We start from the raw sequence: 15,301 nt of genomic DNA, 5'->3' as shown, positions 1-15,301 counted from the left end.
TCGCACCGGCGTGCACCGGTCTCACCCGGGTTTCAGGCGCCTCGGGCGAGCTGCTCGCGCACCGCGGCGAGGCCCGCGTGGACCTCGGCGAACGACGTGGAGAGCGGCGACAGCCCGATGCGCATCCCGTCGGGGTTGCGGTAGTCGGGGATCACGTCGGCCCTCCACAGCGCGTCGACGACCTCGCGGGACCGCGGGTGGCCCAGCGTCACGTGGCCGCCGCGCCGCTCGCCGTCCCGCGGCGAGACGACGCCGACCCCGAGCGGGGCCAGCCAGGTGTCGGCCAGCTCGATGGCGTACGCCGTGAGCGCCAGCGACTTGGCGCGGACCGCGGCCATGCCCACCTCCTCGACGAGCGCGACCATGTCCTCCATCGCCAGCATGCCCAGGATGGGCGGCGTGCCGGAGAGGAACCGCCGGATCCCGGCGGCCGGCTCGTAGCCCGGGGCCATCGCGAAGACGTCGCGGGCGCCCATCCACCCCTGGATCGGCTGGGTCAGCTCGCCCTGCAGCCGGGTGGCGACGTACCCGAACGCGGGTGCACCCGGGCCGCCGTTGAGGTACTTGTAGGAGCAGCCGACGGCCAGGTCGGCGCCCCAGGCGTCGAGCTCGATCGGCACGGCGGCGGCCGCGTGGCACAGGTCCCACAGCACCAGGGCGCCGGCGTCGCGGCAGATGCGGGTCAGCGCGGCCCCGTCGGCGAGGAACGCCGACTTGTAGGCGACGTGGCACAGCACGACCAGGGCCGTGCGCTCCCCCACCGCGGCGGACAGCAGCTCGGGCGTGACCCCGGCGTCGGCCTCCGGCTCGATCCAGCGCAGCGTCAGCCCCCGCTCCGCGGCGATGCCCTCGGCGAGGTAGCGGTCGGTCGGGAAGTTGTCGGTGTCGACGACGATCTCGGTGCGGCCGGAGTCGGTGCGCTGCTGGTGGTCCACGGCGGCGCGCATCAGCTTGTAGAGCCACACGGTGGTGGAGTCGCCGACGGCGACCTGCCCGGGCGCCGCGCCGAGCACGACGCGGCCCAGCCGGTCGCCGATGCCGGTGGGCAGGTCCATCCAGCTCTCGTCCCAGCCGCGGATGAGGCGCCCACCCCACTCCTCGCGGACGAAGTCGCCGAGCCGCTCGCCCGTGACCGCGAGCGGCCGGCCCAGGGAGTTGCCGTCGAAGTAGACGACCGGGTCCGACGCACCGACGAAGCGGTCGCGATGGGCGGCCAGCGGGTCGACGGCGTCGAGCTCCGCCGGGTCGCGGACCTCGGTCACGGGACGCTCAGGAAGGAGACGGCCGGCCCGGTGGTCGCGGCGTGGGTCGCGGCGAGGCCGGCGACGGTGAGCGTGAGCGTGGCGAGTGCGGCCCCGCGAGTCCCCCGGATCATGGGGGCACCCTAACCGGCGGTGGGTGCCGGATCGTCGTCGAAGGCGGGCAGGCCGTCGATGCTCACGGCGTTCTTCCTCCGCCGGTAGGCGACGACGCCCTCGGCACCCCGGCGCGCCATGTTGGGCGTCAGCACGTCGCGCTCCTCCTGCACCGCCAGGATCGGCAGCGCGTAGCCGCAGGAGTCGCTGACCCGCTCCACGTCGACGACCACCACGGCCCGCGCCGCGGGGTTGTCGGGGAAGCGGCTCGCCCAGGCGGCGTACTCGTCGTCGTAGAGGCTGACGACGCGTCCCCGGCCGTGCAGCCGCACGACGTTGGGCGTGCGCTCGAACGAGCAGAACATCAGGGTGATCCGGCCGTTCTGGCGGACGTGCGCGATCGTCTCCGCCCCGCTGGCCGTCAGGTCGAGGTAGGCGACGGTGTGCTCGTCGACCACCACGAAGGTGTCGGCCAGGCCCTTGGGCGAGACGTTGACGTGGCCGGCGTCGCCCGAGGGCGCGGTGGCGACGAAGAACACCGGCTGGCGCTCCACGAAGGCGCGCAGCCGGCCCTCGATGGCGTCGTAGGTCTTGCCCACGTCGCGCCTCAGCCGCAGACCGCGCCGTGGGCGGCGCTCTGCACGACCTTGGCGTACTTGCCCAGCACGCCGCGGGTGTACTTCGGCGGGTGCGGCTCCCAGCCGACCCTGCGCGCCTCGAGGTCGTCGACCTCCACGTCGAGGATGCGGTGGGCGACGTCGAGGGTGATCCGGTCACCGTCCTGCACGAACGCGATCGGGCCACCGTCGACGGCCTCGGGGGCGATGTGGCCGACACACAGGCCGGTGGTGCCGCCGGAGAAGCGGCCGTCGGTGATGAGCAGGACGTCCTTGCCGAGCCCGGCGCCCTTGATCGCGCCGGTGATCGCGAGCATCTCCCGCATGCCGGGGCCGCCCTTGGGGCCCTCGTAGCGGATGACCACGACGTCGCCGGCGGTGATCCGGCCCTGCTCGAGGGCGTCCATCGCGGCGCGCTCCCCGTCGAAGACGCGGGCGGTGCCGGTGAAGGTCGACTCGTCGAAGCCGGCGCTCTTGACCACCGCGCCCTCGGGGGCGAGAGAGCCCTTGAGGATCGTCAGGCCGCCGGTGCGGTGGATGGGTCGGTCGAGGGGCCGGAGCACGTCGCCGTCGAGCGCGGGCGGGGCGATGTCGGCGAGGTTCTCGGCCAGGGTCCGACCGGTCACGGTCAGGCAGTCGCCGTGCATCAGCCCGGCGTCGAGCAGCGCCTTCATCACGACCGGGATGCCGCCCACCTTGTCGACGTCGTTCATGACGTACCTGCCGAACGGCTTGAGGTCGCCGAGGTGCGGCACCTTGTCGCCGATGCGGTTGAAGTCGTCGAGGGTGAGGTCGACCTCGGCCTCGCGGGCGATCGCCAGCAGGTGGAGCACGGCGTTGGTGGAGCCGCCCAGCGCCATGACGACGGTGATGGCGTTCTCGAACGCCTCCTTCGTCATGATCTGGCGGGCGGTGATGCCGCGGCGCAGCATCTCCACGACGGCCTCGCCCGACTTGTGGGCGAACCCGTCGCGACGGCGGTCGACGGCCGGGGGCGCCGCCGAGCCCGGCAGGCTGACCCCGAGCGCCTCACCGACGGCGGCCATCGTGTTGGCGGTGTACATGCCGCCGCAGGCGCCCTCGCCCGGGCAGATCGCGCGCTCGATGCGGTCGACCTCCTCGCGGCTGATCTTGCCCGCGAGACAGGCGCCGACGGCCTCGAAGGCGTCGATGATCGTGACGTCGTGCCCGTCGACCTGGCCGGGCATGATCGAGCCGGCGTACAGGAAGACGCTGGCCAGGTCGAGGCGCGCGGCGGCCATCATCATGCCGGGCAGCGACTTGTCGCAGCCCGCGAGCAGCACCGACCCGTCGAGGCGCTCGGCCATCATCACCGTCTCCACGGAGTCGGCGATGACCTCGCGCGAGACCAGCGAGAAGTGCATCCCCTCGTGGCCCATCGAGATGCCGTCGGAGACCGAGATGGTGCCGAACTCGAGGGGGAAGCCGCCGCCCGCGTGCACGCCGTTCTTCACGGCCTTCGCGAGCCGGTCGAGGGAGAGGTTGCAGGGGGTGATCTCGTTCCAGCTGCTGGCGACCCCGATCTGGGGCTTGGCGAAGTCGTCGTCGCCCATCCCCACCGCGCGCAGCATGCCGCGGGCCGCGGCCCTCTCGAGGCCGTCGGTGACGTCGCGCGAGCGGGGCTTGATGTCGGGGGCGCCGGTCATGCGCCGAGCCTAACGGGGCTCCCGCCGCCCGCCCGGCGCCGTCTCGCCGCCGTCACGCCTCAGGTGCCGCAGAAGGTCTGGTACCTGCCGAAGTCCTCCGGCGCCGGCTCGGCGTACCGCTCCAGCCCCGGCCGCTCGTCGTACGGCGCGGCGAGGGCCTCCAGCAGTCGGTGCAGCGGGTCGAGGTCACCGTGGGTGCCGGCGTCGAGGGCCTCCTCGACGAGGTGGTTGCGCGGGATGTAGAGCGGGTTCACGCGGTCCATGCGGCCGGCGTCGGGGCCCAGCGCGCGCCAGCGCGCGGTCCACTCGTCGAAGGCGGCCAGGTCCAGGAAGCGGCTGCGGGCCGGCTCGGCGTCCCCGCGGGCCGCGGCGGAGAGCTCGCGGAAGAGCAGCGTGTGGTCGACGTGGCCGTCGCGCATCAGGACGAGGAGGTCCTCCACCAGCGGGCCGGCGACCGCGTCGTCGATGCCGCCCGGGAGCCCGAGCTTGTCGTGCACGCGTGCGGACCAGGCGGCGGTGTAGCGGGTGGCGAAGGCGCCGAGCGCCTCGGTGGCCCAGGCGACGGCCTGCTCCTGCTCGTCGTGGAGCAGCGGCAGCAGCGCCTCGGCGAGCCGGGCGAGGTCCCACGCCGCCGCGGCCGGCTGGTTGCCGTAGGCGTAGCGGCCGCCGGTGTCGATCGAGCTGTAGACCGTCGCGGGGTCGTGGGCCTCCATGAACGCGCACGGCCCGTAGTCGATGGTCTCCCCGGAGATCGTCATGTTGTCGGTGTTCATCACGCCGTGGATGAACCCGACCGCCATCCAGTGGGCGACGAGGTCGGCCTGGGCCCGCACGACGGCCTCGAACAGCGCCCGGTGCGGGTGCTCGGCCTCGGCCGCTGCGGGGTGGTGGCGGGCGATGGCGTGGTCGGCGAGCCGGCGCAGGAGGTCGAGGTCGTCGGTGGCGCGGGCGTACTGGAAGCTGCCGACCCGCAGGTGGCTGCTCGCCACCCGGGCCAGCACCGCTCCCGGGAGCGTGGTCTCGCGGTGGACCCGGGCACCGGTGGCCACCACCGCCAGCGAGCGCGTGGTCGGGATGCCGAGGGCGTGCATGGCCTCGCTGATGACGTACTCGCGCAGCATGGGCCCGACGGCGGCCAGGCCGTCGCCGCCGCGCGCGAGCGGGGTGCGGCCCGAGCCCTTGAGGTGGAGGTCGCGGAGCACGCCGTCGGGTCCGGCGACCTCGCCCAGGAGCAGGGCGCGGCCGTCGCCGAGCCGCGGTGAGTAGCCGCCGAACTGATGACCGGCGTAGACCTGAGCCACCGGCCTCGCGCCCTCGGGCACGGCCCGGCCCACGAGCAGCCCGAGCCCCTCCTCGGAGCGCAGCACCTCGGCATCGAGGCCCAGCTCCGCGGCCAGCGGCTCGTTGAGCACCAGCAGCTGCGGCTCCGGCGCCTCGGCGGCCTGCCACGGGAGCGCCAGCTCGGGCAGCTCGTCGGCGAAGCGGGTGCCGAGGACAAGGGTGTCGGAAAGTGCGAGGCTCACGGCAACGAGCCTACGCCGGGAGCCATGGCGCGACCTGTGCACTGGTTTCTCGCGGTTCGCGGGCGTTGCAACGGGTGCGGACCGTGGGGATCCCCGGATATCCGGGGATCCCGACCGCCCCTCAGGCCAGCACCGCCGCCCGCACCACCATCACGTCCGGCAGGTCCCCGTGCACCTGCCGCCACGTGCCGCCCTCGTCGGGGGAGGCCCAGACGCCGCCGTTGCGGCCGCCGAAGTAGAGGCCCGCCTGCGCGTGGGTGTCGGCGCACATCGCGTCGCGCATCACCGCGGCGAAGTAGCCGTCGGGCAGCGAGCCCTCCCCCATCGGCTCCCAGCTCGACCCGCAGTCCTGGGTGCGGTAGACCCGCGCCTTCCCGTCGACCGGCCAGCGGGCACCCGCGTCGGCGATCGGGAACGTGTACGCCGTCTCCGGCCGGTGCGGGTGCACCACCATCGCGAAGCCGAACTCGGTGGGCAGCCCGGACGCGATGTCGGTCCACGAGCCGCCGCCGTCGTCGGAGCGGTAGACGCCGCCGTGGTTCTGCAGGAACAGCCGGTCGGGCGCGGAGGGGTGGCGGGCCACCTTGTGCACGCACTGCCCGAACTCGGGGTAGCTGCGGTCGCCGGGCATGAACTCGCACTTGATGCCGGTGTTGGAGGGCGCCCAGCTCGTGCCGCCGTCGCCGGTGCGGTAGACGCCGCCGGTGGAGATCGCGGCGAGCACGGAGTCGCCGTCGGTGGGGTGCGGCAGGATCGTGTGGAACGCCTGCCCGCCGAACCCCTCGTTCCACTCCTGGCGGTGCGGGTGGTCCCACAGCCCGCGCACGAGCTCGAAGTGCTCGCCGCGGTCGGTGGAGCGGAAGACGGCACCCGGCTCGGTGCCGGCCCAGACGACGCCGTCCTCCACACCGGGCACGAGCTGCCACACGCGCGCCAGCGTGGCGCCGGAGTCCTCGGGGAAGCGGACGGCGCCGTTGGGCGTCTCCTGCCAGCTCGCGCCGAGGTCGTCGGAGCGCCAGACCTGGGGTCCCAGCCAGCTCGACGAGGCGCCGGCCAGGATCCGCGGGACGTCTCCCCGCTCGTCCAGCATCACCGAGTAGACCTCCTCCATCGGGAAGTGCGGACCGGTCCACGACCAGTCCTGCCGGGCCTCGTCGGACCGCCCGATCCACAGTCCCTTGCGCGTGCCCACCATCAACAGCGTCGTGCTCATGCGGCTCTCCCCGGGTGATCGACCTCAGTGTTCCTAATAGGAACAGTAGTGTTGCTGCGTGCCACGTCAAGACCTCCCCGTCACCTCCTACGCCCTGCTCGGGCTGCTCACCTTCGGCGACGAGCTCACGGGCTACGAGCTGAAGCAGCGGGCCGACATGACGCTGCGGTTCTACTGGGTGGCGCCCGCGATGAGCCAGGTCTACAGCGAGCTGCGGCGGCTCACCGAGCACGGCCTGGTGGCCCGTCGGGGCGAGGGCCGGGGCACGACGTACCGCATCACCGAGGGGGGGCGCCGCGACCTCGCCCACTGGATGCGGGAGACACCGGTCGGCTTCCCGGTGCTCAAGCACCCCGTGGCGCTGCGGCTGCTGCTCGGGCACGTCGTCGACCCCGACGACACGCTCGCCATGCTGCTCGGTCACCTCGACGCGCTGGCCGAGGAGGTGTCCGCTCTGCGGGAGGTGCGCGAGTCGCTGCGCGGGGCCGACCAGAATGGTGGGGTGTTCCGCCATCCCGCCCTCGTCGCCGACTGGGGCCTGGAATACCTCGAGGCCGAGCGCAGCATCGTGGCCGAGCTCGTACGCCGCGTCGAGGCCGGCGAGTGACCGCTCGGGATGAGTAGGGCCGTCTGGCTGGTGGTCGTCGGCATCGTCTCGGTGCAGCTGGGCGCGGCGTTCGCCAAGGACCTCTTCGGGACCGTCTCCCCCACGGCGCTGGTGTGGCTGCGGCTGGCGACCAGCGCACTGGTGCTGCTGGCGATCGCGAGGCCGCGGCTGCGCGGGCGCACCGGGGCCGACTGGCAGGTGGTCGTCGGCTTCGCGCTGTCGCTGGGGCTGATGAACTGGGCGATCTACCAGTCGTTCGCGCGCATCCCGCTCGGCATCGCGGTGACGCTGGAGTTCATCGGCCCGCTCACCCTGGCGGTGCTCGGCTCGCGGCGCGCCCGGGACCTCGTCTGGGTGGGACTGGCCGCGGCCGGCGTGGCGCTGCTCGGGGCGGAACGCGCCGACCTGGACCTCGCCGGCGTGGCGTTCGCGCTGCTCGCGGGCGCCGCGTGGGCGGCGTACATCCTGCTCAGCGCCGGCACCGGGCGTCGCTGGCCCGGCCTCGACGGCCTCGCCGTCGCCTCGGTGATCGCGGCGCTGGTGCTGGCGCCGATGGCCCTGGTCTCCGGCGGTACGACGCTGCTCGAGCCGCACGTGCTGGCGGTCGGGGCGGCCATCGGGGTGCTCAGCTCGGTCATCCCCTACAGCTGCGAGCTGGTCGCGCTGCGCACCCTGCGGCCCTCGGTCTTCGGGATCCTGATGAGCCTGGAGCCGGCCGCCGCCGCGTTGGCGGCGGCGGCCGTGCTCGGTGAGCTGCTGGCGGTGACGCAGTGGCTCGCGATCGCCTGCGTCGTGGCCGCGAGCATCGGCGCCACCCGCACCGCTCGCGCCGTGCACCGCGAGCCGGTACCGGACTGAGCAGTGGCGGTCAGTGGCCGGTCAGTGGCCGGTCTCGGCCTCGATGGTGTCGGCGATGATCTGCTCCTCGCTGCGCGGCGCCCGGCGGGCGAGCGTCGTGGGCAGCGGGTTGTCGGCGACCTTGCGCATCCCCCGCACGCCGTCGTCGACGACGAACGTCGCCCGGGTGAACGCCTCGGCCTCGCCCGACCGCACCTCCGGGACGCAGCGGTAGTCGACGGTGAGCGAGTCGGGGGTGATGGTGGTGTTCACGTAGCCGCGCAGGTTGGTCCAGAACGTCAGGTTCGGGTTCTGCGCCGCCCAGGGGTGGGTGCCGTTCGGCTGGTCGTAGCCGTTGCCGCCCGAGGTGATCGAGGAGCAGACGAACTCCTCGCCGAGCACCGGTGACGCGGCGTCGTCCCAGTCGGTGAGCACGTTGGACCCCCAGTGGGCGTGCACGTCCCCGGTCAGCACGATCGGGTTGCGCACGCCGGCGTCGAGCCACGACCGGACCACGCGGTCGCGGGAGGCCGGGTAGCCGTCCCACGCGTCCATCGAGACGGTGTTGTCGGGGGTGATCGTGCTGTCGCGCCGGCCGAAGAACACCTGCTGGCCGAGCACGTCCCAGGTCTGGGTGGACGCCTGGAACCCCTCGGCGAGCCACTGCTCCTGGGCCGCTCCCGGCAGGGACCGCTCCGGTGCGGCGGCCGGCGGGCAGTCGTCGTACCCGTCGCCGCAGGCCTGGTCGTCGCGGTACTGCCGGGTGTCGAGCATGTGGAAGTTGGCCAGCCGCCCCCACTGCAGGCGGCGGTAGACCTGGATGTCGGGGCCGTTCGGGATCGAGGTGCGGCGCAGCGGCATGTTCTCGTAGTACGCGCGGAAGGCCGCGGCCCGACGCTCCAGGAAACCCGGCTGCGAGGCCGCGTTCTCGGCGATCTCGTCGGCCCAGTTGTTGTCGACCTCGTGGTCGTCGAAGACGACCAGCCACGGGGCGACGGCGTGCGCGGCCTGGAGGTCGGGGTCGGTCTTGTACTGCGCGAGGCGCTGCCGGTAGCCCGCCAGCGTGACCGTCTCCGGGCCCTGGTGATCGCGCACGTTGCCGCCGGGGGCCACGTAGGCGTTCGCGCGGTACTCGTACTGGTAGTCGCCCAGGTGCAGCACCAGGTCGGGCTGGTCCTCGGCCAGCCGGCGGTAGGCGGTGAACAGCCCGTGCTCGAACTGCGAGCACGACGCGAACGCCATCGACAGCGCGGCCACCCGGTGCTGGGGCTTCGGCGCGGTCCGGGTGCGCCCGACCGGCGAGCGATGCCGGCCGAGGGCGAAGCGGTAGAAGTACTCCCGGCCCGGCTTGAGGCCCGCGACCTCCACGTGCACCGAGTGCCCCGTCTCGGGGCCGGTGCGGGCCAGGCCCGCCCGGACGATGCGGCGGAACCGCTCGTCGGTGGAGATCTGCCAGTCGACGTACCGCGCGTACGGCGCCATGCCGCCCAGGCCGTCCTCGGCGAGTGGGTCCGGGGCGAGCCGCGTCCACAGAACGAACCCGTCCGGGGAGGGGTCGCCGCTCGCGACGCCGAGGGTGAAGGGGTCGACCCGCGGCGAGCGCGCGGCCGCCGAGGGGCGCTGGTCGAGGAGCGTGCCGCCGCCGACGAGGGCGACGCCGCCGGTCATGACGCCGGTCTTGATGATGCTTCTCCGAGAAGTGTCCATGGACCACTCTCATCAGGCGCCGGCGACGTGCGCCCCACGCGCCGATGACGCGCAGGTGGCCGCCCGGCGACCACTGGCCGCCGGCGCCTCGACGACGCCCTCAGCGCCCGCAGGAGCGGGCGCGCCGGGTCGCCGGGCGCCTGACCGAGGGTCCGGTTGCCGCTCCTCGGGCACAATCGAGGCATGTCTGCACCCGCCACCGACGGACCGGTCACCACGCGCGGCTCCCTCGGGTACGACGACGTCCTGGCCGACGACGGCACCCGGCTGCGCACCTGGACCAACGACCCCGACGGCTCGATCAGCGCCGCCGGCGCGCCGACCGTGCTGCTCTGCAACGGGCTGGGCACCAACGCCTGGGTGTGGCCGGCGCTGCTCGACCCCGACTGCGGCGTGCGCGTCGTGTCGTGGAGCCACCGAGGCACCGGAGGGTCCGAGCGCCCCGTCGATCCCGCCCACGTCGGCATCGACCACTTCGTGGGCGACGCCCTGTCGGTGCTCGACCACTTCGGCCTCGACAGGGTCGTCGTCATGGGCTGGTCGATGGGGGTCAACACCGCCTTCGAGCTCGCGCTGAGCCACCCCGAGCGCATCGCGGGGGTCTTCGCCGTCGCGGGGGTGCCGGGCGACTCCTTCGCCACCATGCTGGGTCCCCTGCGGCTCCCCGGCCGGCTGGCCCACCACCTCGGGTTGGGTCTCGCCCGAGCGGTGCGCCCGGTGGGCTGGGCGATCACGCCGGTCACCACGCGGCTGCCCATCGGCCGCCGGGCCGTGCAGGTGCTCTCGCACACCGGGTTCATGCTCCCCGTCGCCGACGTGGAGGCGACCGCCCGGGCGGTGCGCGAGTTCCTCACCACCCCGGTGGAGTGGTACGCCCACCTCGCGGTCCGGTCGTCGGAGCACCGGCGCATCCCGCTCTCCCGGGTCGGTGTGCCGGCCTTCTTCGTCGCCGGTCGGTGGGACGTCCTGGCCGGCTCCCGCAACATGGCCACCGCTGCCGAGCGCCTCCGCGAGGCGACGTACGTCGAGCTCAGCGGCAGCCACTTCCTCTCCCTGGAGCAGCCCGAGGTCGTGCACCGGTTGCTGCTGGAGTTCCTCGAGCGGGTCGACGCATGAGGAGCGGACGCGCGAGCCGCCTGGCGTCGCTGCTGGGCACGGCGCTGCTGGCGACCGCGTGCTCCGGGGAGCCCAACACGAGCGCGCCGACGGTGACGGCCAGCGCCGGCTCCGAGGAGTCGCCGACACCGGAGCCCTCGACCCCGTCGTCGTCCGGGTCGACCCCCGACGCCCCGTCGGGCCCGCCGGAGGTCACCGCCACCATCGCCGAGGGCCTCGCCGTCCCGTGGGGCATCGCGTTCCTGCCCGACGGCTCCGCCCTGGTCACCGAGCGCGACACCGAGCGGGTGCTGCTCGTGCCCGGCGACGGCAGCGTCCAGGAGGTCGGCCGCATCGACTCCGCCGCCCCCGAGGGAGAGGGCGGCCTCATGGGCGTGGCGCTGTCCCCCGACTTCGCCCAGGACCAGCGCGTCTTCTTCTACCTCACGACGGCCGAGGACAACCGCATCGTGCGGGCGACGTACGACGGCTCCGGGATCGCCGACGTGGAGCCGATCCTCACCGGCATCCCGAAGGGCTTCATCCACGACGGCGGGCGCCTGGCCTTCGGCCCCGACGGCTTCCTCTACGCCTCCACCGGCGAGACCGGCGAGCCCGACCTGGCGCAGGACCGCGGCTCGCTGGCCGGCAAGGTGCTGCGGATCACGGCCGACGGCGAGCCTGCGCCGGGGAACCCCGGCGGCACGCCCGTGTTCACGTGGGGCCACCGCAACGTGCAGGGGCTCGCCTTCGACGACACCGACCGGCTGTGGGCCAGCGAGTTCGGCGACAGCACGTTCGACGAGCTCAACCTGATCGAGCAGGGCACCAACTACGGCTGGCCCGAGGTGGAGGGGCGCGCGGAGTCCGGCGGCACCGGGTTCACCGACCCGCAGGTCGTGTGGCGCACCAGCGAGGCGTCCCCGTCCGGGCTGGCGTTCCTCGACGGGTCGCTGTGGCTGGGCGCGCTGCGCGGCACCCGGCTGTGGCGGGTCCCGGTCGACGGCGCGCGGGCCGGTCAGCCGCGCGACTTCTTCGTCGGCGACTACGGCCGCCTGCGCACCGTCGCCACCGCCCCCGACGGGACGCTGTGGGTCACCACGTCCAACCGCGACGGGCGCGGCGAGCCGGCAGCCCGGGACGACCGGATCCTCCAAGTGACGCCGTGAGGGGTGGTCGGGATCCCCGGATATCCGGGGATCCCCACGGCTGGCACCCGTTGCAACCCCCACGAACCGTGAGGAGGGGCTGCCAAGCTCGGCTCACCGCCGCTCCACGACCACCCGCCGCGAGGCACGGCGCAGGGTGGCGAGGATCGCCGGGCCGAGCACCACGATCATCACCGCGGTGGTGATCGCGCGGCCGGTGTCCCAGGTGCCGGTGGAGGTCAGCAGCGTGTAGACGCCGAAGCGCTGGAGGTTCTCCAGCAGCGGCGCACCGGCCACGAACGACAGCGAGCCCTCGTGCCCGGGCACGGCGATGCCCAGGGCGAAGGGCCAGCTGGAGAGGTTCATCAGCAGCCCGAAGGCGTACGCCGCGACGACGGCGTACCCGACGAGCAGCAGGATCTCAGCGCGACCGGTGACGCGGCGCGGCAGCAGCCCGGCTCCCATCCCTATCCACGCCGAGACGAGCATCTGGTACGGCAGCCACGGGCCGACGCCGGCGGTCATCAGCGCGCTCGCGAACAGCGAGGTGCACCCCAGGGCGAAGCCGAACCCGGGACCGAAGACCCGGCCGGCGAGGACCAGCAGGAAGAACACCAGCTCGATGCCGGCCGTGCCGGCCCCGAGCCCGCGGATGATCGCGTTGACCGCGCTGAGGACCCCGAGGATGGCCAGCACGCGCGCGTCCATGCCCCCCTCGGAGAGCTCCGCCAGCACGACCACGATCACCAGTGGCAGCAGCGCGAGGAAGATGAACGGCGGGTCGATCCGCGCCTGCTCGGGCACCCGCACCAGCAGCGGCCAGGCGAGCATCATGAGCCCGGCCAGCGAGGCCACGGAGAGCACCGCGACCGACCGGGCGCGGATCGGGACGGCGCGAACCGCCACCTGCTCAGCCACGGCGCACCGCCAGCGCCGCGGCGACCTCGTCGACGCGCAGCCAGGGCGCACCCAGGATCTTGGTGACCTGCGGGGCGAAGGCCGGCGACTGCGCGAGGACGGTCCGCGCGGGCCCGGACGAGACGACCTCGCCGGAGGCGAGCACGACGACCTCGTCGGCGACCCGCGCCGCGAACTCGACGTCGTGGGTCGAGACCAGCACGGCGTGGTCGGCGTCGGCGAGGTCGCGCAGGATCGTCGCGAGCATCTCCTTGGCCGGGTAGTCCAGCCCGCGGGTGGGCTCGTCCAGCAGCAGCACCCGGGGCCGGGCGGTGAGCACGATGGCGAGCACGAGCGCCAGCCGCTGACCCTCCGACAGGTCCCGGGGGTGGGCGTCGGCGTCGATGCCCGGCACGAGCCGGTCCAGGAGCGCACGGCACGTGCCGGCGGTGGCGCCGGCGTCGGCGGCCTCGCACTCCTCGCGCACCGTCTCGAGGTAGAGCAGGTCGGCGGCGGTCTGCGGCACGAGGCCGGCCTGCGCCCGGCGGGCCGCGGAGCCGAGGTCCCGGGGGTCGCGTCCACCGACCTCGACCGAGCCGGCGGCACGCGCCCCCGACCCCTGCAGGGCCCACAGCAGCGAGGACTTCCCCGAGCCGTTGCGGCCCATCAGCGCGGTCACGCCCCCGGCCCGGAGGCCGAGGTCGACCCCGGCCACGGCACGGGTGCGGCCGTGCACGACCTCCACCCGGCGGGCGGTGAGCAGGACCTCGCCGCCCACCCCCCGGTCGTACGGCGCCGCCCCACCGAGTCCGGACGCCAGCCCTCCTGCGCGGCGACGGGCATCGCGCACGCTCAGCGGCAGGGGGTCCCACGCGGCCAGCCGGCCGAGCTCCACGATGGGCGGGACGACCGGCGAGGTCGCGAGCACCCGCGACGGCGCGTCGACGCGCACCGAGCCGTCGCCCGGCAGCAGCACCATCCGGTCGGCGAACGGCACCACCCGCTCCAGGCGGTGCTCGGCGAGCAGCACGGTGAGCCCGAGGTCGTGCACGAGGCGGGTGAGCGTGGCGAGCACGTCCTCGGCCGCGGTGGGGTCGAGGGCCGAGGTCGGCTCGTCCAGCACCAGCACGCGCGGGTGGGAGGTGAGCACCGACCCGATCGCCACCCGCTGCTGCTGCCCGCCCGAGAGGGTGCGCAGGTCGCGCTCGCGCAGGTCGGCGAGGCCGAGCAGGTCGAGCGTCTCCTCCACCCTGCGGCGCATGGTCGCCGCGGGCAGCCCCAGCTGCTCCATGCCGTAGGCGAGCTCCTCCTCGACCGAGTCGGTGACGAAGCCCGCGAGCGGGTCCTGCGCGACGAAGCCGACGGCGTGGGCCCGCTCGCGGGGCGGCTGGTGCAGCACGCTGACGCCGTCGAGCAGCACGTCGCCGGTGAGGTGTCCGCCGCTGAACCGGGGCACCAGCCCCGTCAGCACCCCGAGCAGGGTCGACTTGCCTACCCCGGTGCGGCCCGAGACGAGCACCAGCTCGCCGGCCTCGAGCGTGAGGTCGACGTGGTCGAGCACCACCTCGGCGGGACCGCCGTCGGTGGAGTAGGAGAAGACGATGTCGCGCAGCTCGATCACGTGACCACCCGGGGCGGTGGGGCGAGGAGGCCGGCGAGCACGGCGGTGAGGACACCGGCGAGGCCGAGCACGCTGACCACGGGCCAGCCGTCGACGGCCGGGTGGGCGACGAGGGGCTGCTGGCTCACCAGCAGCCAGCCGGCGTAGCCCGTGAGCAGCCCGGTGAGGGCCACGAGCACCTCGGGCAGCAGCCAGCGGTCGGGCCGGTAGCGCGTGCGCTCGACGCGGCGGCCGGCCGAGACCAGCCCCGTGACGGCGGCCAGCGCACCGGCGACGAGCATGGGCACCGCCAGCACCCGCGGGGCGGTGCGGTCGAGCACGGCGTACACGCCGACACAGATGCCGCACAGCGCCAGCAGCAGGAGCGCTCCGGTGGTCCAGCGCTGCGCGCGGGTCAGGCCGGGAGCTCGCCCGTAGCCCCGCACGTCCATCCCGGCGGCCAGCGTCAGCGAGCGCTCCAGCGCGTCCTCGAGCACGGGCACCAGGAGCCGCCGCAGCCGTCGCACCCCACCGGTGCTGCCACCACGCAGCGCCTGCGCCGCCCTGACCCGCCGGACGCTGTCGGCCAGCTGCGGGAAGATCGTCACCGCCACCACCAGCGCGGTGCCCACCTCGTAGAGCGCGGGCGGCACCGACTTCAGCAGGCGCTTGGGGTTGGCCAGCGCGTTGGCGGCGCCGACGCAGATGACGATGGTGGCCAGCCGAAGGCCGTCGTAGAGCCCGGCCAGCAGCCCCTCCGCCGTCACCGGGCCGAGCAGCCGCACGCCGGTGGCCCACGCGGGCAGCGGCACCTGCGGCAGGTCCATCAGCACCGTGCCGCCCTCGACGCCGCCGAACAGGATGCGGAACACCACCCGGATCACCACGATCGCGACGCCGAGCCAGACGTAGAGGCGGAACGACCGCGACCACGGGTGGTCGCCGCGGCGCAGCGCCACGACGAGGCCGGCGGCCGCCACCAGCATGAGCAGGATCAGCGGGTTGGTGGTGAACGAGGCGGCGGCGGCCAGCCCG

General features: G+C 74.2%; 13 protein-coding genes. 4 read left to right on the top strand and 9 right to left on the bottom strand.

Going from position 1 to position 15,301, the window contains the following annotated elements; genetic code table 11:
- Positions 1 to 32 precede the first annotated feature (32 nt).
- The 5 genes from QZX64_RS02285 to QZX64_RS02265 form a co-directional block, all read right to left on the bottom strand.
- A complete protein-coding gene (locus QZX64_RS02285) occupies positions 33 to 1,262 on the bottom strand; it encodes a kynureninase (protein ID WP_295656607.1) in 1,230 nt (409 codons plus the stop codon).
- A gap of 122 nt (positions 1,263 to 1,384) precedes the next feature.
- Positions 1,385 to 1,954 carry a pyridoxamine 5'-phosphate oxidase family protein gene (locus QZX64_RS02280; RefSeq protein WP_295656605.1) on the bottom strand — a complete coding sequence of 190 codons (570 nt, stop codon included), beginning with the start codon at positions 1,952 to 1,954 and terminating at the stop codon, positions 1,385 to 1,387.
- Positions 1,955 to 1,962: 8 nt separating this feature from the next.
- Complete coding sequence (ilvD, locus tag QZX64_RS02275) at positions 1,963 to 3,639, bottom strand: dihydroxy-acid dehydratase (protein WP_295656603.1); 1,677 nt, start codon at positions 3,637 to 3,639, stop codon at positions 1,963 to 1,965.
- A gap of 59 nt (positions 3,640 to 3,698) precedes the next feature.
- The gene (locus tag QZX64_RS02270; RefSeq protein WP_295656602.1) at positions 3,699 to 5,162 is read right to left on the bottom strand and encodes a YdiU family protein; all 1,464 of its coding nucleotides are present in this window, start codon (positions 5,160 to 5,162) and stop codon (positions 3,699 to 3,701) included.
- Between the two features lie 121 nt (positions 5,163 to 5,283).
- Positions 5,284 to 6,375: an exo-alpha-sialidase gene (locus tag QZX64_RS02265; protein WP_295656601.1), complete on the bottom strand. Its 1,092-nt coding sequence runs from the start codon at positions 6,373 to 6,375 to the stop codon at positions 5,284 to 5,286.
- A gap of 58 nt (positions 6,376 to 6,433) precedes the next feature.
- Here QZX64_RS02265 and QZX64_RS02260 point away from each other — a divergent pair, with 58 nt between their 5' ends.
- Positions 6,434 to 6,982: a helix-turn-helix transcriptional regulator gene (locus QZX64_RS02260; RefSeq protein ID WP_295656599.1), complete on the top strand. Its 549-nt coding sequence runs from the start codon at positions 6,434 to 6,436 to the stop codon at positions 6,980 to 6,982.
- A 9-nt stretch (positions 6,983 to 6,991) separates the two neighbouring features.
- Positions 6,992 to 7,840 (top strand): DMT family transporter, encoded by an 849-nt coding sequence (locus tag QZX64_RS02255; RefSeq protein WP_295656598.1) that lies wholly within the window; start codon positions 6,992 to 6,994, stop codon positions 7,838 to 7,840.
- 21 nt (positions 7,841 to 7,861) lie between these two features.
- Here the strand turns inward: QZX64_RS02255 and QZX64_RS02250 are convergent, their stop codons facing one another.
- Complete coding sequence (locus QZX64_RS02250) at positions 7,862 to 9,526, bottom strand: alkaline phosphatase (protein WP_295656597.1); 1,665 nt, start codon at positions 9,524 to 9,526, stop codon at positions 7,862 to 7,864.
- Between the two features lie 183 nt (positions 9,527 to 9,709).
- Here QZX64_RS02250 and QZX64_RS02245 point away from each other — a divergent pair, with 183 nt between their 5' ends.
- Complete coding sequence (locus tag QZX64_RS02245; RefSeq protein WP_295656596.1) at positions 9,710 to 10,642, top strand: alpha/beta fold hydrolase; 933 nt, start codon at positions 9,710 to 9,712, stop codon at positions 10,640 to 10,642.
- Entirely contained in the window at positions 10,639 to 11,790 is a 1,152-nt protein-coding gene (locus QZX64_RS02240; RefSeq protein WP_295656594.1) for a sorbosone dehydrogenase family protein, read from the top strand. The genes QZX64_RS02245 and QZX64_RS02240 overlap by 4 nt, the downstream gene beginning before the upstream one ends.
- Before the next feature lie 93 nt (positions 11,791 to 11,883).
- Here the strand turns inward: QZX64_RS02240 and QZX64_RS02235 are convergent, their stop codons facing one another.
- The 3 genes from QZX64_RS02235 to QZX64_RS02225 all read right to left on the bottom strand — a co-directional run.
- Entirely contained in the window at positions 11,884 to 12,687 is an 804-nt protein-coding gene (locus QZX64_RS02235; protein ID WP_295656592.1) for an ECF transporter S component, read from the bottom strand.
- Entirely contained in the window at positions 12,680 to 14,287 is a 1,608-nt protein-coding gene (locus QZX64_RS02230; protein ID WP_295656590.1) for an ABC transporter ATP-binding protein, read from the bottom strand. The genes QZX64_RS02235 and QZX64_RS02230 overlap by 8 nt, the downstream gene beginning before the upstream one ends.
- Positions 14,284 to 15,301 (bottom strand): energy-coupling factor transporter transmembrane component T (locus QZX64_RS02225; RefSeq protein WP_295656588.1); only part of this gene is annotated, 1,018 nt, incomplete at its 5' end. The genes QZX64_RS02225 and QZX64_RS02230, both read right to left, overlap by 4 nt.

This window comes from uncultured Nocardioides sp., assembly GCF_902805925.1.
GTDB lineage: Bacteria > Actinomycetota > Actinomycetes > Propionibacteriales > Nocardioidaceae > Nocardioides.
This window is presented reverse-complemented; position numbering and strand designations above follow the sequence as displayed.